Origin of the sequence: Rhodococcus sp. NPDC060090, assembly GCF_042729855.1 — a bacterium.
Taxonomy (GTDB): Bacteria; Actinomycetota; Actinomycetes; order Mycobacteriales; family Mycobacteriaceae; genus Rhodococcus.
This window is the reverse complement of the sequence record NZ_JBHWXB010000010.1, coordinates 157077-175630: the sequence shown is the minus strand read 5'-3', so window position 1 is coordinate 175630 and position 18554 is coordinate 157077. Positions and strand designations below refer to the sequence as shown.

17 protein-coding genes are annotated in these 18554 nt (G+C 64.6%); 2 read left to right on the top strand and 15 right to left on the bottom strand.

All coding sequences use genetic code 11. From position 1 onward, the window contains the following. Positions 1 to 7 precede the first annotated feature (7 nt). The 11 genes from ACFWCF_RS15735 to ACFWCF_RS15685 all read right to left on the bottom strand — a co-directional run bounded on the left by ACFWCF_RS15735 (position 8) and on the right by ACFWCF_RS15685 (position 11602). A complete protein-coding gene (locus ACFWCF_RS15735) occupies positions 8 to 847 on the bottom strand; it encodes a mycofactocin-coupled SDR family oxidoreductase (protein ID WP_378488375.1) in 840 nt (279 codons plus the stop codon). Between the two features lie 44 nt (positions 848 to 891). After that, a complete protein-coding gene (locus ACFWCF_RS15730; RefSeq protein WP_378562955.1) occupies positions 892 to 1782 on the bottom strand; it encodes a DUF6282 family protein in 891 nt (296 codons plus the stop codon). A 78-nt stretch (positions 1783 to 1860) separates the two neighbouring features. Beyond that, positions 1861 to 3150: a C4-dicarboxylate ABC transporter substrate-binding protein gene (locus tag ACFWCF_RS15725; RefSeq protein ID WP_378562952.1), complete on the bottom strand. Its 1290-nt coding sequence runs from the start codon at positions 3148 to 3150 to the stop codon at positions 1861 to 1863. Positions 3151 to 3282: 132 nt separating this feature from the next. Further along, complete coding sequence (locus ACFWCF_RS15720) at positions 3283 to 4068, bottom strand: SDR family NAD(P)-dependent oxidoreductase (protein ID WP_378562949.1); 786 nt, start codon at positions 4066 to 4068, stop codon at positions 3283 to 3285. Positions 4069 to 4080: 12 nt separating this feature from the next. Beyond that, complete coding sequence (locus tag ACFWCF_RS15715; protein WP_378562946.1) at positions 4081 to 5184, bottom strand: acyl-CoA dehydrogenase family protein; 1104 nt, start codon at positions 5182 to 5184, stop codon at positions 4081 to 4083. A gap of 38 nt (positions 5185 to 5222) precedes the next feature. After that, on the bottom strand, positions 5223 to 6482 hold the full coding sequence (locus ACFWCF_RS15710) for an acyl-CoA dehydrogenase family protein (RefSeq protein WP_378562943.1): 1260 nt from the start codon (positions 6480 to 6482) through the stop codon (positions 5223 to 5225). Positions 6483 to 6484: 2 nt separating this feature from the next. Further along, positions 6485 to 8869: a CaiB/BaiF CoA transferase family protein gene (locus ACFWCF_RS15705; RefSeq protein WP_378562940.1), complete on the bottom strand. Its 2385-nt coding sequence runs from the start codon at positions 8867 to 8869 to the stop codon at positions 6485 to 6487. Between the two features lie 61 nt (positions 8870 to 8930). Continuing rightward, the gene (locus ACFWCF_RS15700; protein WP_378562937.1) at positions 8931 to 9071 is read right to left on the bottom strand and encodes a hypothetical protein; all 141 of its coding nucleotides are present in this window, start codon (positions 9069 to 9071) and stop codon (positions 8931 to 8933) included. A 44-nt stretch (positions 9072 to 9115) separates the two neighbouring features. Continuing rightward, on the bottom strand, positions 9116 to 9265 hold the full coding sequence (locus ACFWCF_RS15695; RefSeq protein ID WP_378488383.1) for a hypothetical protein: 150 nt from the start codon (positions 9263 to 9265) through the stop codon (positions 9116 to 9118). Positions 9266 to 9476: 211 nt separating this feature from the next. After that, complete coding sequence (locus ACFWCF_RS15690) at positions 9477 to 10985, bottom strand: TRAP transporter large permease (RefSeq protein WP_378488384.1); 1509 nt, start codon at positions 10983 to 10985, stop codon at positions 9477 to 9479. Beyond that, positions 10982 to 11602: a TRAP transporter small permease gene (locus tag ACFWCF_RS15685; RefSeq protein WP_378562934.1), complete on the bottom strand. Its 621-nt coding sequence runs from the start codon at positions 11600 to 11602 to the stop codon at positions 10982 to 10984. Before ACFWCF_RS15685 ends, ACFWCF_RS15690 begins: the two co-directional genes overlap by 4 nt. 370 nt (positions 11603 to 11972) lie before the next feature. On the opposite strand from ACFWCF_RS15685, the gene ACFWCF_RS15680 reads away from it, so the two are divergent. Together ACFWCF_RS15680 and ACFWCF_RS15675 are read left to right on the top strand one after the other, a co-directional pair. Beyond that, positions 11973 to 12413: a Zn-ribbon domain-containing OB-fold protein gene (locus tag ACFWCF_RS15680; RefSeq protein WP_378562931.1), complete on the top strand. Its 441-nt coding sequence runs from the start codon at positions 11973 to 11975 to the stop codon at positions 12411 to 12413. 1 nt (position 12414) lies between these two features. Then, positions 12415 to 13602, top strand: coding sequence for a hypothetical protein (locus tag ACFWCF_RS15675; RefSeq protein WP_378562928.1), 1188 nt, complete (start codon positions 12415 to 12417; stop codon positions 13600 to 13602). A 47-nt stretch (positions 13603 to 13649) separates the two neighbouring features. Here ACFWCF_RS15675 and ACFWCF_RS15670 read toward each other — a convergent pair whose 3' ends face one another. From ACFWCF_RS15670 to ACFWCF_RS15655, 4 genes are read right to left on the bottom strand one after another with little or no spacing between them, the layout of a single operon-like run. Continuing rightward, positions 13650 to 14942, bottom strand: coding sequence for an acyl-CoA dehydrogenase family protein (locus tag ACFWCF_RS15670; protein WP_378562925.1), 1293 nt, complete (start codon positions 14940 to 14942; stop codon positions 13650 to 13652). A 38-nt stretch (positions 14943 to 14980) separates the two neighbouring features. Beyond that, positions 14981 to 15745: an SDR family NAD(P)-dependent oxidoreductase gene (locus ACFWCF_RS15665; protein WP_378562922.1), complete on the bottom strand. Its 765-nt coding sequence runs from the start codon at positions 15743 to 15745 to the stop codon at positions 14981 to 14983. Next, positions 15742 to 16836, bottom strand: coding sequence for an NADP-dependent oxidoreductase (locus ACFWCF_RS15660; protein WP_378562919.1), 1095 nt, complete (start codon positions 16834 to 16836; stop codon positions 15742 to 15744). The genes ACFWCF_RS15665 and ACFWCF_RS15660 overlap by 4 nt, the downstream gene beginning before the upstream one ends. 12 nt (positions 16837 to 16848) lie before the next feature. After that, complete coding sequence (locus ACFWCF_RS15655) at positions 16849 to 18339, bottom strand: class I adenylate-forming enzyme family protein (RefSeq protein WP_378562916.1); 1491 nt, start codon at positions 18337 to 18339, stop codon at positions 16849 to 16851. Positions 18340 to 18554 lie beyond the last annotated feature (215 nt).

The window sequence follows — 18554 nt, the reverse complement described above, 5'->3', positions numbered from 1 at the left end:
CAACCTCTCAGCTGATGCGGAGCCCGCAGTCGACAGGGATCGAGATCCCTGTGACGTACCGGGCTTCTTCGGACGCCAGCCACAGCACGGCGTTGGTGATGTCCTCGGGCTCGACCCAGGCGATATCCATGATGTTGCGGCCGCGCGCACGCTCACGTAGATCGTCGATGGTCGGATTCTCGAGGTCCGGGCAGAACACTCGCAGCGTCGATTCACTGAAGAGCATGTCGGTGCCGACGTTGCCGGGGTGCACCGCATTCACACGGATCCCTTGACCACCGAATTCGGCTGCGAGAGTCTGCATCAGGCCGACCACACCGTGCTTGGACGCGTTGTAGTGTCCGACGTTGCGCGAGCCGTTGTAGGTCACGACAGAACTGGTCAGCACGATCGAACCGCCGCCGGTGCGCAGCATCTGCGGGATCACGGCCTTCGTGGTCTTCCACACGCCGGTGAGGTTGACGTCGATCATGTCCTGCCATTCGTCCTCCGTCAGTTCGACGGTGGGACGGCAGCCGCAGACACCCGCATTGGCGCTGACGATGTCGATGCGACCGAACTGCTCGACGCAGTCTGCCGCCGCTGCGTCCAGACCCTTCTGGTCGCGCACATCGACCTTACGGGTGATGATCCGGCGACCGGTCTTCTCCACGAGGCGGGCGGTTTCGGCGAGGTCTTCTTCCGTCGCCATCCCGTAGGTCAGCGACGCAATGTCCTCGCATGCGTCTGTGGCATAGATGTCTGCGCCCTCGTTCGCGAGCCGCAGCGCATGCGATCGGCCCTGCCCGCGGGCAGCTCCGGTGATGAAGGCGACCTTCCCGGCCACCCGTCCCTGAATGTCGGTCATTCGACGTTCCTTCTGGCTCGTAGTTGTACTTGCTTCATGGCCGGTTAGTGCATACCCAGCAACAGCGCCGGGTTGTCGCAGGTCATCACTTTCAGGTCGGCTTCGTCGATGCCCTCGTCCCACAATGCGTTCACGTAGGAGTGCAGACCGGCCGCGGGATGAGGAATCTTGGTCGTCCACCCGTAGTCGGTGGCCAGCACCACCTTTGCCGGGTCGAGCCGCTTCAGTGCCGACACCACATTCGCGAACGTCGATGGTTCACCCATACAGGTGTGGGCCGCGAACTCGATGCTGGCGCCGAGGTCTGCCAGCTCGATCACCTCTTGTTCGGTCAGACGCGGGCCCGTGGTCGCGTGCATCGCATGGGTGACGAGAACACGACCCTTCGATGCGTATTCCTTCGCCACGGCGAAATGCTCCGCGGTCGACACGTGTCCGGTCGCGAGTACCGCGTCGTATTCGGTGATCAGGTCGAGAATCGTACGTACTTCGGGGACGATCGCACCGTCCGCATCGATGACGCGAATGCCCTCTTCCTTCTCGCCGAAGAACGCCTTCACCTTCGTCGGTGCGTCCTGCTCCGACGACAGCGTAGGCAACCAGACGACCTTTGCTCCCGCGCGCAATGCGCATTCGACCGCATGCGGGTTCAGGCCTCCGACCGGATGGTCGAGACAGATACCGCCGATCGACTGCACCTCGGGGACAGCCACATTGGCCAGGTGTGCAGCGACCGTCGACGGAAACTCGTGCGCCTTCAGGACGATCGCCCGCATGCCGTGATCTGCGGCCTCACGCGCCGCCTCGATCGGGTCCACGCTGTGCGGCGACTTGGCCGCCATTTCCACGAGCGGTTCCGGACCGAAATGGCAATGCATGTCGATGGCACCGTCGAGGGCGATCGCGGCAGTACCCGAGTGACGTCCGGTCATCATGTTCCCCTCAGTAGAAACGTTCCGGAGGGGGCGCAGGGGGCATCCCCTCCGGAACGTGGTCGGTGCCGTCGGCGTGTGTCAGGACGGACGGAAAGGAAGGAAGATCTCTTCGTAGACGCGCTGGACGTACGGCTCGATATCGATCTTGTCGGGCGTGTACCAGGTGGCGAATCCGTTGTAGTCGGTCTCGTTGGTGTAGCCGAGTTCTGCGATGGTCTCGCTCCACTTGTCGGCACTTTGACGCACCGAAGTGACGAATCCGGCACCGTCGCTCAGTCCGCTGTTACCTGCGATCGCCTCGACGATCTTGTTGTTCGCGTCCTGCACCGCGTCGCGCGCGTCGTCTGCGAACGGTTCGATGGTTCCGCCGTACTGCTGGATCTCCTGGACGGATTCGACGGTCACGGGCCAGATCTTGCCCTCGATGCTGCCGGTCATGAAGGCGTCGAGCCGGTCCCACATCAGCTGCTGCGCGACCAGGGGAAGCGACTCCCACACATCGAGGTTCATTGCCATGTTGCCGCTGGGCACCGCGAGGCCTGCAGCGGGATCGATCACGGTCTGGGGCGCCACCTCGAGGATGCCGCCGATCTTCGCGGCCGCGGGGCTGAGCATCGAGCAGTCGATGACACCGCGCTGCAGTGCCTCGTACGCCTCCGTGTACGCGACCGAGGTCGGAGTCGAGCCGAGTGCGGAAACCTGCTGGTTACCGGCGGTACTGCCGACCGAGATACTGCGCCCCTGGTAGTCGGGAAGCGCGGTGCGCTTGTCGGAGCAGAACAGCGCGTTCATGCCGGCGTTGTAGGCGGGAAGCATCAGCTTCATGCCCTTGTCCTCGAACTCGGCGACGATTTCGGGGGTGTTCAGCGCAACATCCGCGGGCCATGCATTCGACTGGAGAACACCGGTGACGACACTCTGGTCCGACAGCACACTGGCGTCGAGCAGAGCCGACGTCGCCGGGAACTCCTGCGGCTCGTACACGGCGAGAACCTGCCCGATATCGAGTCGACCGTCGACGATGGCGTTGTCGATTTCGGTGGACTTCGCAATCGCGTCGGAGTAAGCGATGTCGAAGGTGATCTTGCCGTCCGACCATTCTTCGACAGCGGACGTGTAGGCATCGATGAATGCACCGCCGGTCGAGCCCTGGGTGCTGGGTGACTGCGTGTACAGGACAATGGGGTCGACGTCGGCGAAGGCCTCGTGGTATTCCTCCATCGTCGCGCCGAAGGCGACGCCCTCGCCGCCTCCGTCGGCGCCATTGCCACCCGACGAGGTTTCGGCGCAACCAGCGAGCAGTAGCGCGCCTGCCGTCATGAGGATGCCGGCGCGGGGAATCATGCGCGCCCGGGAGAATGTGATCACTTCGGGTACTCCTTGTCAGGCTCGTCCGCGAGCTCCGGTGATACCGACACCTTTTCGGATACTCCACTCGGAGTGATCACCCTCACGGCTTTGCTGCTAATCATGCGACTGAATTAAGGTGATGTCAAGACCCTATTCAGCCGTGACGCCACCGTCGACGAGGATCGCCTGCCCCGTCACGTACGACGCATCGGACGACGCGAGAAACGCTACGACAGAAGCGATTTCCTCAGCCTCGCCGTAGCGCCCAAGCGGGACGCTCAGGGGCTTCGAGGGATTCTTCACGGTGCCGGTCGTCGGCACGATGGCTGCGGTGTTGGCACTGAGGTTGGTGCGAACAGCCCCCGGGCAGACACTGTTGACCCGGATACCCTTCGGCGCGTACTCGACGGCGAGTGTCTGCGTCAGCATCTTCACCCCGCCCTTCGACGCGCGGTACGGCGCGAGGCCGCCCTGCGTCGCGATGAACGACGACGTCGACCCGCAAGTGACCACCGCACCACCGCCCCGACGGAGAAGTGAGGGCAGGGCACTGCGAATGGTGAAGAACGTACCGGACAGGTTGATGTCGAGCACCGCGTGCCAATCCTCCCGAGTCACTTCGTGACTGTCGAGACGCGCACCACTGACGCCGGCCGCGGTGAACACCACGCTGATCTCGCCGAGCTGCGACACCACGTCGGCCACGATCTCATCCATGGCCTTGTCGTCACGGACATCCGCCGCGAACGCGACAGCCGTACCGCCCGCCTCGCGAATTCTCGAAACTGTGGCTTCCGCGCTGTCGACGTTGACATCGACCACTGCGATCGCGGCACCTTCCTGCGCCAGCCGGATCGCCGAGGCGCCGCCGATCCCGGAGCCACCACCTGTCACCAGCGCGACATCACCTTCGAGGCGACGCATCGTTGCGGTCATCTCCAACTCCTGTCAGATACCGACCAGATCGGCCAGCATGTCGTTGTGGTGCACCTTGTTTCCGAACAACGGCTCGATCGCCTTGGCTCGGCGGAAGTACAGGTGCGGATCTGCTTCCCATGTGAATCCGATGCCGCCGTGAACCTGGATGTTCTGCGACGCACACAGCGTGAGGCACTCGGAGCCCTGGGCCTTCGCCATCAGCGCGGAGAGCCGGAGGTCCTTCGACTCGTCGGCGGCGGACATCGACGCGAACATGACCGTCGCCTCGGCGGAGTCGATCGCGATCGCCATGTCGGCACACTTGTGCTTGATCGCCTGGAACGACCCGATGGGCCGGTTGAACTGCACCCGCTGTTTGGCGTAGTCGACTGCCATGTCGAGCACGGCCTTCGAAGTTCCGATGGCCTCGTTGGCCAGCAGGATCCGAACGAGGTCGACGACGCGCACGATCGCGGCCTGGTCGGAGCCCAGCAACTGTGCGGCGGCACCGGACAGTTCGACGGACGCCAAAGGACGTGTCAGGTCGAGACTCTCGCGCGACTCGATCGTCACACCCGCCGCAGTCGCGTCCACCACGTACAGCGCGACCTGCTCACCGGAGGGTGTCACCGCAGGCACGACCAGCAGGTCGGCGAGGTGCCCGAACGCCACATAGTCGACCCGCCCGGTGAGGGTGTGCGTGTCGCCTTCGACCGACGCTCGGACGGTCGCGCCGTCCACGTCGAGGTCGCGATTGCCCGACAACGCCAACGTGCCGATCGTCTCGCCCGACGCCAGCCCGGGAACCAACTCTGCCTGCTGCGACGTCGAACCGAGCCCCCGAATCGCCTCCATGGCCCCGATCGTCGTGATCACCGGCACCGGTGTCAGCACCCTTCCGAGTTCCTGGACGACCACGCATGTCTCGAGGAAGCTGAAGCCGCTGCCACCCAACTCTTCGGGGACGTGGATACCGGGCACCCCCATGTCGGATGCGAGCAGCCGCCAGGTTGCCGAATCGTATCCACGGGTTTCGGCCACCTCGCGTACCTTGGTTATCGGTGCGCGTTCCGACAGGAGCCTGCGCAAGGACGCGCGGAATTCTTCTTGATCCTCGTTGAATTCGAAGTACACGATTGTTCCGTTCTGCCGTAGACCGGCGGAATCTCAGATCAGGCGGTCTTTCGTCGCCCGATGTCCTGGAACGGGCCGCTGTCGAGCCTCGGTTCCTTGGGGAGACCCAGCAGCTGCTCGCCGATGATGTTGCGCTGGATCTGCGAGCTGCCGCCGTAGATCGTGGCTGCACGCGAGTAGAGGGCGATATCGTCCCAGCAGCGCGAAGAGTTCTCTGTCCCGGGCTGCGGGGTGACCAGAATTCCGTTGTTACCCTGCCCTTCCGGAGTCAACGCTTCGAGTCCGAGGATCTCGAGCCCGACCTCGGTGTAGCGCTGGAAGAACTCTGCCCAGTAGATCTTGGAGAACGAGCCGTCGGTGCCGGGGCGCCCGCCCGCGAGCAGCTTCGTCAACGCGCGGTAGCCGCGGAAGCGCATCGTCTGCACCCGCTGCCAGCACCACGTGAGTTCCTGACGGATATGCGGATCCGACGTGAGACCTCGTTCGCGGGCCAGTTCGATGAGACGGTCGATCTCGCGGCCGAACCGGACCGCGTCGGTGGTGGCACGCACCCCACGCTCGAAGCCGAGCAGGGTGTTCGTGGTATTCCAGCCTCCGTTGACCTCACCCAGCACATTCGCTGCTGCGGTGCGCGCATCGGTGAAGAACACCTCGTTGAAGGCGGTGTAGCCCGCGGCGTTGACGATCGGACGGACCTCGACACCGGGCTGATCCATCGGGACCAGCAGGAACGACAGGCCCTTGTGCTTGACGGCCGTCGCGTCTGTCCGGCAGATCGCGAAGATCCAGTTGGCGCTACTGCCCGCCGAGGTCCACGTCTTCTGACCGTTGATGACCCACTCGTCACCGTCGAGCACCGCACGTGTCCGTAGGCCCGCCAGGTCGGAGCCGGCCTCCGGCTCCGAATACCCCTGGCACCAGGAGATTTCACCGGACAGCGTCCTCGGAATGAAGTATTCCTTCTGCTCTTCGGTACCGAGGACCGCCATGGTGTTGCACAGGAGTTTGATGCCGAGCGTGTCGTTCTCGGTCCCCTCCGGAACCCCGAGGCGCATCAGTTCCTCATTGAGCACGACCTGCTCGATATCGGACAGTCCACCGCCGCCGTATTCACGCGGCAGGGACACCGCAAGCAGGTCGTTGTCCGACAGCACTTTTCGCCACGCTTCGAGGAACTGCTCCTGCTCCTCTCCGGGAAGGGCGCCGATCCCCTTCCAGTCGTCGGGGAGATTCGATTCGAGAAGTTCACGAAGCGATGCGCGATACTGCTCCGCCTCCGGCGGATAGGTGATGTCCATGGTCAGTCTTCCTTCGCTGCTGCCGTGGGCAGTGCACGATCGGACGGCAGTGCACACACGGATGCCATGAGTGAGGTCACCTCGTCGGAGGTGTAGCCGAGTTCGGTGAGAATCTCCTGCGAGTGCTCACCCAGCACCGGCGCGCCGCCCTTGAACGCTCCGGGGGTGTCGGACAGGTGCATGACCATGCCGACCTCGCGGCACCAGCCGTACTCGGGATGGTGGTGCTCGACAACTCGGTTCGAGTCGAGAGCCCATTCTTCCCAGAGCAACTCGGGCATGATCGGGTAGTCGAGCGGGATTTCTGCAGGTACGTTGTTGCTGTCGAGAGCCTTGAACGCGTCCTCGCTGCCGAGGGCGGCGAACAGGGTGGTCAGGGCCTCGGCGAGTGCGTCGGCGTTGGCCGCACGGGCGGCGTTCGTCGCGAAGCGCGCATCCGTCGCAAGCTGCGGATTGCCGAGCGCGCCGGCGAGACGCGTGAACGCCGCGTCGCCGAACACAGCGATCGCGATCCAGCCGTCCGCCGTGCGGTACAGGCGGTAGAGCGGCGACCATCCGGTCTGGTCGGCATCGAGTTCGTGTGCGGGAAGAGCTTTTCCGTCGAGGGTCACGGAATGCTCGCTGACGACGAACAGGCTCGAGTGCAGCTGCGGGCTCTCGACGGACTGCGTCTCGCCCGTGTTGAGACGGTGATTGAGAGCGAGCAGCACCGTGACGGCGCCGAGGAATCCGTTGTACAGGTCTTCGTTGCCGATGACGCGACGGATCGGCGGGTTGCCCTTGCCGGAGCCCTCGAAGTTGAGCCCGACCATGCCGGACACCATCGGCGCGAACGACTTCAGGCTCGACTTCGGTCCTGCCGAACCGAATCCCGGAAGGTACGCGTAGATGACGTCGGGGTTGATCGCCTTCAGCGTCTCGTAGCCGAGCGCGATCTTCTCCGCTTTGCCCGGCCGGTAGTTGTGCATCACCACGTCGGCGTCGGCCACGAGACGATGCGCGATCTCCTGCCCTTCGGGCGACCTCAGATCCAATGCGATGTTGCGCTTGCCGCGGTTGGCGCCTTCGAACAGGTCGCCGAGCGGGCGCATCTGGTCGCCGATGAGCGGCTCGATCTTGATGACGTCGGCGCCGAGATCGGACAGCAGGCGAGCGCCGAATCCGGTGGCGAAGTAGGAGCTGAAATCGAGGATCCTCACGCCCTGCAGCGGCCACGTCACCTGAGCGGGCTTGTCGGACAGGGGTGCCCAGACATCGGATCGAGCGATCTCGGCCGTGCGGGAGTTGTGCTCACCGACCTTCGGCGCAGGCGCCGGTGTCGCAGGCTTCGTCTTCTCGAAGCGGATCACCGGGCCGATCTGCTTGATCGTGCCGTGTTCGTCGTCGGGCAGTTCGATCGGCACGCCCGCGAACGTGACCTGGTCGTCCTCGAAGATGTCCTCGGGGTGATTGAGCGGCAGCGCAGCGATGTCCGCCGCGTGCAGCAGTTCGAGCCATTCGTCGCGGTTCCGCTGCGCGAACGTCTCGGGAACCTGGTTACGAGCGATATCGAGTTCGACGTCGTCGAGCGGCACTGCCATCTCGGGTCCGTCGATGGTCTGGGTCCGGTCACCGAATCCGAGGATGTCCATCGTGCGCTTGTACGCGCCGGGACCGCCGGTATGAACGATGAGCCACTTGCCGTCGGCGCACTTGAACGGGTCGGTGATGAGGCGTTTGTTGCCGAAGCCCTTTTGCGTACCGCTGCGGGCGAGGTACGAGATGTCCTTCTCGTTCCACCACCAGTTCATCGACGCGATCGAGAGCATGCCGTCGAGCAGGGAAGTGTCGAGTTTCTGGCCGGTGCCGTTGATCTTTCGGGCTCGCAACGCCGACAGGATGCCGATCGTCGTGATGAACGCGGTGCCGTACGACACGGTCGGGTGGCCCATGAAGATGGGGCCCTCGCGGTGCCCGGTCTGCTCGGCCATCTGGCCGAGGCGGGCGTTGAGCAGAGCCTCGTAGCCGGGACGCGCCGCGTGGGGCCCGACGTTGCCGTATCCGGTCACCGACACGTAGACGAGTTCCGGGAACTCGGCATGCAGCTCGTCGTAGCCGAGCCCGAGCGCGTCCGCCTTGCCGACACCGAACGACTCGACGAACACGTCGGCGTTCGCGATGAGGCCGCGGATCGCTGCACGTCCCGCCTCGGTGTTCGGGTCCGCTTCCACGCTCCACTTGCCGCGGTCGGTGGACTTGCGAACGTTCGCCGTGGAGTCCGGGCCCCCACCGGGGCGCTCGACCTTGATGACACGGGCTCCGTAGTCGGCCAGCATCATCGTCGAGATGGCAGCAGGCATGCCCCAACTCGCATCGATCACTACGAGTCCGTCGAGTGGACCAGCCATTGCGCGCTCCTTCTTCTCGTACGATGCCGCGTCTGACGCAGCCATGTTTCTTCGGTGTCAGCTAGTCGGACGAAGGCAGTGGCTTCGCCGTGACGAGCTCCATGGGCGTCCCGTGGCAGGTGAACTGACCCTCGCCCTTCTTGACGCAGATGATCTGGGTTTCGCAGGTGGCGCACGTGTAGCGCTTGCCGACCTCGTTCATGTGAACTCCTGGGGGTGTGGTGATGACGACCGAGACGGGGTCGGCTATCGGCCGAACGTGATCTCGAGGGCTGCGCCGCAGCAGGTCAGCGACGAGCCGCCTGCCTTGGTGACGATGGCTTCCGAGCCGCAGTTGTTGCAACGCAGACGGTTGCCGTTCGCAGCTTCAGTTCCCTCGGTGTTCCCTGCACTCATGTCCACTCCTTCGCCGTGTGATGGTTCGGGGCGGCAAATGTGCGCCTGCATCCCCGGGTGAACGTTACCTAGTTCACTATAATGATGCTCATAGATTAGGGCAAGTGTTCGCGGTGAGTACTTTCCCGAACCGACGACGACGCCCCCGCCACCGCGCCCCTACAGGGCCACCAGCGCGAGGGCGTCGACACACCCAGTGTCAGGACGACGCTCAGCCGCCACTCGAATGATCGGGCAGGAACGTCGAGATCTCCGGGAAGAAGATCAGGATCAGGACGACGACGATCGCCATCGGCAGGAACCATGCAGCGGCGACGAACACATCCTTGAGCGGAATATCCTTGCCCAGGTTCACCTTCGGATCCTTCACGATCGAATGGACGATCATCGCCAGGATGCCGACCGGCGGCGAGAGGATCGCGAGCTCACCCATGAAGACGACGAACGCACCGAACCACAGCATCGAGATGTCGAGACTCTCGAGCGTCGGGATCAGGATCGGCACGGTGAGCACCATCATCGGCAGCGGATCCATGAAGGCGCCGAGGATCAGGTAGACCACCATCATCAGCAGGAGGAATTCGACCCGCCCGAGGTTCATATCGGTGATCAGATCGGCGAATCCGTTGCTGATGCCGGTCAAGGTCATCATGCGGGAAAGCGCCTCGACGCCGACGAGCAGGAGGAAGACCGCACCGACCGTCGAGACGGTACCGATCGAACCGTCGAGGAGCGCGCGACTCGCGCCGCCGGTCTTGCGCTTCCAGATGAAGACGACACCGACCGAGCAGAGCGCGGCAACCGCGCCGGCCTCGGTGGCGGTGAAGATGCCCGAGAACATTCCACCGATGATCACCATCACCAGGACCGGAATGGGCCAGATCGACACGAGGCTCTTGAATCGCGTGCTCCACGAGACGCTCGATGCCTCGATCCGGCTTTCCTTCGTCCCCGCGACGTCCTTGGCGAAGACGGCAATCAGGATGATCGCCATCGTGAACATGAGCGAGACGAGGATGCCGGGGCCGATACCGGCGAGCAGCGCCTTACCGACGGGGACCTCGGCGATGCCCGCGTACAGAACGAGCAGGATGCTCGGCGGGATCAGCTGACCGGGTAGGCCTGCGACCAACACCGCGCCGACCGCGAGTCGTCGGTCGTATCCGGCCTTGAGCATCTCGGGAATGCCGATGCGGCCGAGAGCATAGGTGGTTCCGGTCGTGGACCCACTGACCGCAGCGAGACCGGAGCCGGCGATGTTGGTGCCCACCGCGAGACCGCCCGGAAGCCAGCCCAACCACTGACGCGCTGCGGTATAGAGCGAATCGGTCATGCCGGAGCGCCACAGCAACAGGCCCATGAGCACGAACATCGGCACGACGCTGAGGGTCCAGCTCGCCACCTCGTCGTAGGGAAGAGACGTGAGCGCACTTGTCACCGTCCGCTCGCCACGCATCGCGTAGAGGCCGGCGAACGACGGGACGATCATCGTCAGTGCCACCGGAACCCGCAGGCACAGCAGCGTAATCATCATCACCAGCGCTGCGCAGCCGATCGCGACCGGAGTCAGCGGCATGAAGATCGCGGCAGTCGACCCCAGTAGCAGCACCATCAGAGCACCGAACAACACCCATGATCGGGTCGAGAACTTCTTGCTGGGACCGACAACCGGTGGAGTGGGGCTCGAGTCCCGCGCTTCGGCAGTGGTAGTGGTAGTCATTTGCTCTCCGAATTCGGCGCGGTTGCATTCGGCGCGGTTGCAGAAGCGGCGGATACACCGGCTTCTTCATCGATCTCGTCGGTGATGCGGGCTACCTCGGCGTCGGTCGCGTCGACCGAGTCCTCCCCTCCGCGGAGGGCACGCACCCCTGCAAGGGCGAACTGCACGCACAGGACACCGAAGGCGATGGGAACGAGGAAGTACACGGGCCACGCCACGACGGTCGAAACGCCTGCAGTCTTTCCGATGTCGCGGGAGTGGAGGGCTTCTTCGAGGCCGAACCACGCAAATCCGAAGAAGACCACGACACCGAGCATGTATCCGAAGAACAGCACTGCTCGTCTGATCCGCGTGGGGAAGTAGTGCGCCACGAGGTCCGCGACGATGTGCTCTCCCCTCGCCTGTGCGGCCATGAAGCCGAGCAGGGCGATGATCGGGACATAGATGTACTGGGTAACTTCGAGCGTGTTCGGGATGGGCGACGACGCGAGCGCTCGCATGAGCGCGTTCGCCGTCACGTGGAGCATCATCACGAACAGCACGATGACTGCAGGTATCTCGATGAGCAGCAGTAGCCGACTGTTCGGCTTGCTCGAAGCGCTCGGGGATGCGCTCATGTCAACTCCGCTGATGTGAGTGGGGTGGGCGTGCGGGACGCCCGAAGGTCATGTCGTGAGTAGCTGGACAAGTGCGGTGAGTACTTCGCCGACTCGACCGAGGTCGATGTCTTCGATCCCGACCTCGGACTCGACGCTGCAATGCATCATGGTTTCGCCTACCTGTCGTGATCCACATCACTTGATGTGTCATATCATTCGCCTAGATTCGTCGAGAGTCAAGCTTTCATGCGAATGATTTGCCTGTACTGCATATCCAGCGACCCCACCTTCGAAGCGATGGAGCTTGACGGGCCGAGATCGGCATCACACAATCACAATAGATGATCACCATTATCTGCAATAGATGTCAATGTCGAACCGAGGACCGATGACTCCCACCGAGACCCCACCCAAACCCCTACCACTCGCCGACGAGACGACAGCACCCTATTGGGAGGCCGCCCGCGAGCGGCGCCTGGTGGTGCAACATTGCGACTCCTGCGCCCGCTACCAGCATCTTCCGGCAGACGCGTGCACAGCCTGCGGCGCCTCCGAGCTGTCATGGGCGGGCATGTCGGGTCGCGCGACGCTCTACTCCTACACGGTGATGCACGACGCCCCGGCTCCCGGCTTCGCCGATCACCTGCCGTACATCGTCGCGGTCGCCGAACTCGAAGAGCAGGCGAATCTGCTGATCACCACCAACCTCGTCGACGCCGACGCCGATGACCTGCGGATCGGGCTGCCCCTGGAAGTGACGTTCGAAGAACTCGCACCCGGCGACGTCGTGCCCCAGTTCCGACCCGCATCCCAACCGAGGAGTGCCTGACATGTGGGAATACCGTGACCAGGTCGCGATCGCCGGCATCGGCTACACCGAACTCATCCGACGCAATCCACGAAGTCTCCTGTCGTTGACGGTCGAAGCCACCGACGCAGCCCTCACCGATGCCGGCCTGACCCGCGCGGACGTCGACGGACTCGCAACCACCCCGACCATGCCGGTCTACGGGGGCGAGAAGGGCAACCGCGACGGGATCGACGTCGTCACCCCGGGGCACCTCGCCGGAGCGCTGAGGGTCCGAGACAACATCACGTGGCTCGGCAACACCATGCCGATGGTCACCCACGCCGCCATCGATGCAATCAACGCACTCGTCGCCGGGACCTGCACGCACGTCGTCCTCTACCGGGCCCTGCACATGCCGCAGGGCAGGTACTCGAACTTCGCCTCCGCGCGGGCAGGCGGCAAGGACCAGTTCTTCGCGCCGTACGGCTTCTCGATGCCTGCCGGCTGGGCAGCCACGGCCGCCCGCCGCTACCTCGACCTCGCAGGTGCAACGCGAGAATCGTTCGCGCGCTTCGTCGTCGACAACCGTGAACGCGCTCACCTGAACCCGAACGCGTTCTTCCGCGGCAAGACTCTGACGACGGACGAATACCTGTCGTCGCGAATGATCGCCGACCCCATCACCATGCTCGACTGCGACCTGCCAGTCGACGGCGCCGTCGCGATCGTCCTCACTCGCGCCGACCGCGCCCGCGACCTACCCAATCCCCCGGCATTGATCTCGGGGTACGCCGCGAGCAACCATATCGGGGCCACCGGGGTACCCATGACCCTCGAAGACATCCTCGCAGGATCCGAAACCACCGGCGACCGGTTGTGGAGTGCAGCCGGAATCGGCCGCGACGAAATCGACATCGCGCAGTTGTACGACGGATTCTCGATCTTCACGTACACATGGCTCGAAGGGATGGGTTTCTGCGGCCGCGGAGAGGCCGCCTCGTTCATCGACGACGGCAACGCCCGCCCCACCGGGTCACTGCCGCTCAACACGGGCGGTGGGTGCCTCGCCGAGGGCAGACTTCACGGCATGACACAGCTGACCGAAGCGGCCTACCAGGTGACCGGTCGGGCCGGGGAACGACAGATTCCGGGCGCGAAACGGTCCGTCGTCACCGTCTCCAACGGATTGGCAGGGTCGACGGCGTTCGTCATCTCGTCGGACAACTGAACCGGAAAGGGGCCGGAGCGTTCACGCTCCGGCCCCTTTCTACCGCATCAGTCTTCGAGACCCGCCAACTGCGCCGCGAACTTGCGACGCGCGAGCTCCTCGAGCTCGGGCAGGTGGTAGCTCGGGAACAGACCGTCGTGCGGTGTGGCGTCGCGCAACAGCTGCCGGGCCAGACCGACCTTGTGGATCTCGGTCGCGCCGTCGGCGAGACCCATGTGGTAGCTCTCGAACAGCCATTTGCCCAACGGAAGTTCCTTCGACACACCCAGCGACCCGTGCAGTTGCACCGCGCGGGAGGTGACGTCGAGCAGCACCTTCGGCATTGCGGCCTTGACCGCGGCGATGTCCTTGATGACCTTGCGGTAGTCCTTGTACCGGTCGATGCGCCACGCGGTGCGCAGCACCAGCAGCCGGAACTGCTCGAGCTGCAACCACGAATCGGCGATCATCTCCTGGACCATCTGCTGGTCGCCGAGACGCTTGCCACGCGTCGTACGCGACACGGCGCGCTCGAGCATCATGTCGAGTGTTGCCTGGACCAGGCCCACCGTGCGCATCGCGTGGTGGATGCGCCCGCCGCCGAGGCGGGTCTGCGCGACCTCGAATCCCTGGCCGACGCCGCCGAGGATGTGGTCCTTCGGGATCCGCACATCGGTCCACCGCGTGTAGGCGTGGGTTCCGACCTCGTAGTCGTGACCCCACACGCCGGTGTTCCGGACGATCTCGAGCCCGGGAGTGTCTGCCGGCACGATGAACTGCGACAAGCGCTTGTGCGGCTCGGCCTCAGGGTCGGTGACCGCCATGATGATGTAGAACGAAGCGAAGCGGGCGTTGCTTCCGAACCACTTCTCGCCGTTGATGACCCATTCGTCACCGTCGAGGACGGCGTTGGTCTCGAACTCGACCGGGTTCGACCCGCCCTGGGGTTCGGTCATCGCGTAGCACGAGACGATCTCGTTGTTGATCAGCGGCTTCAGGTACCGCTCTTTGAGTTCAGGCGTGCCGTAGTGGGCGAGGATCTCGGTGTTACCCGAATCCGGTGCCTGCGCACCGAACACGATCGGACCCGAGTGGGTGCGCCCCACGATCTCGTTGAGCAGCGCAAGCTTGAGCTGCCCGAATCCCTGGCCGCCGAGTTCCGGTCCGAGGTGCGTCGCCCACAGGCCCTTCTCCCGCACCTTCTCCTGCAGTGGCGGGATCAGCTTCTGACGCAGCGGGTCCTTCAGGTCCCACGCGTGGGTGATCACCTTGTCGACGGGCTCGACTTCGCTCTTCACGAATTCCTCGGCCCAGTCGAGGACCTCTTGGTACTCAGGATCTGTCTCGAAACCCCAGCTCATGCGCGTTCCTTTCTCGAAAAGTATTCGGTGCGTGCGGTTCAGCGCATCGCGGTGCGGCCGCCGTCGACCGGGATGATCGCGCCGCTGGTGAAGGTGGAGCCGGGGCCGGCGAGGTAGAGCGCGGCGCCGATGATCTCGTCGGGGTTGCCTGCGCGCTGCAGCGGAAGTGTCTTGAACTTCTCCGCGACGACGTCCATGTCCCACGACTTACTGATATCGGTCAGGAACGGACCGGCCATGATCGCGTTGACGCGCACAGTCGGCCCGTACTCCTGCGCGAAGCCCTTGGTGATGATGTTCAGTGCAGACTTGGCCGCCGCGTACGGCAGGTCGCTCGGCGTGGGTCGTTCCGACGCGATGGAACTGATGTTGATCACGGAGCCTCCGCCTGCCTCGACCATGCGCGGGGCGACCAGGGTCGTCAGACGGAACGCGCCCTTGAGGTTCACGTCGAAGACCTTGTCGAACAATGCTTCCGTGATGCTGCCGAGGGAGTCGTAGAGCGGCGACATGCCCGCGTTGTTGACGAGGATGTCGATCTTGCCGAATTCCGCGTACACCTGCTCGACGAGAGCTTCCTGTGCATCCCAGTCCCCGACATGGCATGCGATCGGAAGGGCTTTACGTCCGGTGGTCTCGGTGACCTCGGCGGCGAGCTTCTCGCAGCTGTCGATCTTGCGGCTGACGATGACGGTGTCGGCACCGGCTTTCGCGAACGCCAGCACCATCTCGCGCCCCAGGCCCCGGCTTCCGCCGGTGACGAGTGCGACTTTGCCTTCCAGTGGCAGTGCCTGGTCGGTCATCGTGTTGCCTCCTTGTAGGACGAGATGATCCCGCCGGATTCGCGTGTCTTGCGGTCCTGGTCGGCAGGATCAGCGGTGAGTGGTACTACTGCCTTGCCGGTCGCGGTGCCGTCGAGCATGCCGAGGAACGCATCCCACGCACCCTCGACACCGCCGCGGAACTCCGTGTGGACACCGCGGACCGCGCCGATGCGCAGCCACTCGGCCATCCGCTCCTCGAACTCCTCACGCGCATCGAGGTGGTCGCGGAGGAGGAAGCCCTCCATCCGTGCCCGGCGCCAGACGAGTTTGATGAGGTTGTTCGGCCCGGGCTGCGGGGTTGCGGAGTTGTAGATGCTGATCATCCCGCACAGAGCGATCCGCGCGTGGTCGTTGATCACTCGGATCGCGGCCTCGAGATGCTCACCTCCGACGTTGTCGAAGTAGACGTCGAGTCCGGTTGCTCCTACCTCGGCCATCGCCACGCGCAGGAGATCCTTGACGGAACCGTCGTGGTAGTCGAACGCGGCATCGGCCCCGAGTTCACGGACCAGAGCGACCTTCTCGGCGCTGCCTGCACTGCCGATCACGGTGGCGCCCCGCAGTTTTGCTATCTGCACGACGGTGGACCCGACGGCCCCGGCCGCGGACGACACGAACACCACGTCGCCCGCCTCGATACGTGCGATTCGCTCGCACCCCACCCACGCTGTCATTCCGGGGATCCCCATGGGTCCGAGATGGTCGGCGGGCGCCAGATCGTCGTGCGCCAGCACGGTGCACTCGCCTGCCGGCACGAGAGAGTGTTCACGCCAGCCGTACTCGTGCTTCACGAGCGAGCCGGCGGGAACCGACTCGTCGGCAGAGTCCGTGACGCGGCCGATCACGGGGGCGAGCATCGGCTCGTCCAGCGGATACGGCTCGGCGTAGTTGACCTCCCCGCCGATCCTGCCGCGCATGTACGGCTCGACGGACATCACGAGGTTCTCCACCCGCACGAACCCCGGCTCGGGAGAGCCGACAACAATATCGACGAGCTCCACATCGGATGCGCTCGGGCGACCCGACGGCCGGGAACGCAGTACCCACTGGCGGCTGGGAACAGTAGACACAGGACCTCGATCTCAGACGGATTCGGCGGTGACCTGCGCGACCAGGTCGCGGCGCACCAGCTTGCCGGTAGCGGTCTTGGGGAGTTCGTCGACGAAGACCACGTCGTCCGGGGTGCGGGATCCACGCAGTCGCTCGCGGCACCACGTGCGCACCTCTTCCGGCTCGGCATGGGTGTCGCCGACCGGCACGATGACGGCGCAGATCCGTTCGCCCCATTCGTCGTCGGGGATACCGACCACGGCGACCTCGCGGACATCGTCATGGCGGACGAGGACGTCCTCGATCTCGGCGGGTGCGATGTTCTCGCCACCGCGGATGATCGTGTCGTCCGCGCGACCACCGATGAACAGGAACTCGTCGTCGATCCGGGCGCGGTCGCGGGTGGGGAACCAGCCGTCGGCGTCGAGTACCGAGCCCTTGCCCATATATTCGCCGCTGACCTGCGCGCCGCGGACCCACAGGAGCCCGGTGTCGCCGTCGGCCAGCACGGTGATGTCGTCCTCTGCGCGGATCTGCGCCTCCATGCCGGGCACGATCCGTCCGACGGAGGACAGACGATGACGCAGGGCGGGATCGGAGAGTGCCTCGCGATGATCATCGGGTCCGAGCACAGCGATCGTCGAACTGGTCTCGGTCAGTCCGTAGGCGTTGACGAAACCGGTGTCGGGGAATGCGACGAGAGCTCGTTCGAGGACGGGCTGGGCCATCCGGGCTCCGCCGTACGCGAGCGACGCGAGCTTCGGAGCGCCCGCAGATTCTCCGCCGAGATGTTCGACGACGCGGGCGAGCATCGTGGGCACCACCATCGCGCTCGTGACCTCTTCCTGACGTACGAGATCGAGCCATCGCTGCGGCGCGAAGTCGGGCAGATACACCATGCGGCGACCCGCGTAGATGTTGCTCAGGACCGCACCCATTCCCGCGATGTGGTAGGGCGGTGTGCTGATCAGCGTCGCCTGTTCCTCACCGGCAGAACCGAATTCGACGGTGTTGAACAGGTACGACGTGAGGTGGTGATGACGGAGCAACACGCCCTTGGGCGCGGAAGTGGTGCCGGAGGTGAACAGCACGACCGCGGCGGCATCGTCGTCGGCGGGCAGGTGATCGGACGGTCCGGCCGCGCGTGCGGCGGCGAAGAATTCGTCGCTGGTCAGCAGGTGTTCGGCGGCGCCCTCGAGCTTGTCCCTGTAGGCGGGGTCCGCGACGATCAGCGGCGTGTCCAGCTGAGCGACGAGGTCGCGCAGCTGCTCGGTCGCGAGCCGGTAGTTCAGGGGCGCGATCGGGATTCCCGCTTTCGCCGCCGCGAATGTGAGGACGGGCAGGATCGGCCCGTTGACGCCCACGAAGACGAGGTGCGCTGCGCCTCGTTCTTTCAGGACGGTCGCGCCCCCCGACGCCACGTCGTCGAGCTGAGCATAGGTCAGCCCCGACTCGCGGCGGCCGATGGCCACGCGGTCCGGGACGACCGAGGTCGCCATGTCGAGAACCATTTCGATACCCATTGCACCACCTGAATTGAACGATCCGGGGTTGTCCGAGCCCTCGCCGGTCCACTTCCGCAGCAGCCGGGCGCCGTCCTCGGACTCTAACAATCATGCGCCTGAATGTGAAGCTAATCATGACAATGGTTTGCACGAATGTGTAGAGTGCGGTGAAGAGTGGCCCCGGTCACCTACCTGTACATCCGCTCCGCGGCGGGCCCGCGCCCCGGACCATG

Bases quoted from the DNA above. Each gene is read 5' to 3' on its own strand.
- ACFWCF_RS15735 (WP_378488375.1), bottom strand. From the start codon at position 847: ATGACCGACATTCAGGGACGGGTGGCCGGGAAGGTCGCCTTCATCACC.
- ACFWCF_RS15730 (WP_378562955.1), bottom strand. From the start codon at position 1,782: ATGATGACCGGACGTCACTCGGGTACTGCCGCGATCGCCCTCGACGGT.
- ACFWCF_RS15720 (WP_378562949.1), bottom strand. From the start codon at position 4,068: ATGACCGCAACGATGCGTCGCCTCGAAGGTGATGTCGCGCTGGTGACA.
- ACFWCF_RS15710 (WP_378562943.1), bottom strand. From the start codon at position 6,482: ATGGACATCACCTATCCGCCGGAGGCGGAGCAGTATCGCGCATCGCTT.
- ACFWCF_RS15705 (WP_378562940.1), bottom strand. From the start codon at position 8,869: ATGGCTGGTCCACTCGACGGACTCGTAGTGATCGATGCGAGTTGGGGC.
- ACFWCF_RS15700 (WP_378562937.1), bottom strand. From the start codon at position 9,071: ATGAACGAGGTCGGCAAGCGCTACACGTGCGCCACCTGCGAAACCCAG.
- ACFWCF_RS15695 (WP_378488383.1), bottom strand. From the start codon at position 9,265: ATGAGTGCAGGGAACACCGAGGGAACTGAAGCTGCGAACGGCAACCGT.
- ACFWCF_RS15690 (WP_378488384.1), bottom strand. From the start codon at position 10,985: ATGACTACCACTACCACTGCCGAAGCGCGGGACTCGAGCCCCACTCCA.
- ACFWCF_RS15685 (WP_378562934.1), bottom strand. From the start codon at position 11,602: ATGAGCGCATCCCCGAGCGCTTCGAGCAAGCCGAACAGTCGGCTACTG.
- ACFWCF_RS15680 (WP_378562931.1), top strand. From the start codon at position 11,973: ATGACTCCCACCGAGACCCCACCCAAACCCCTACCACTCGCCGACGAG.
- ACFWCF_RS15675 (WP_378562928.1), top strand. From the start codon at position 12,415: ATGTGGGAATACCGTGACCAGGTCGCGATCGCCGGCATCGGCTACACC.
- ACFWCF_RS15670 (WP_378562925.1), bottom strand. From the start codon at position 14,942: ATGAGCTGGGGTTTCGAGACAGATCCTGAGTACCAAGAGGTCCTCGAC.
- ACFWCF_RS15665 (WP_378562922.1), bottom strand. From the start codon at position 15,745: ATGACCGACCAGGCACTGCCACTGGAAGGCAAAGTCGCACTCGTCACC.
- ACFWCF_RS15655 (WP_378562916.1), bottom strand. From the start codon at position 18,339: ATGGGTATCGAAATGGTTCTCGACATGGCGACCTCGGTCGTCCCGGAC.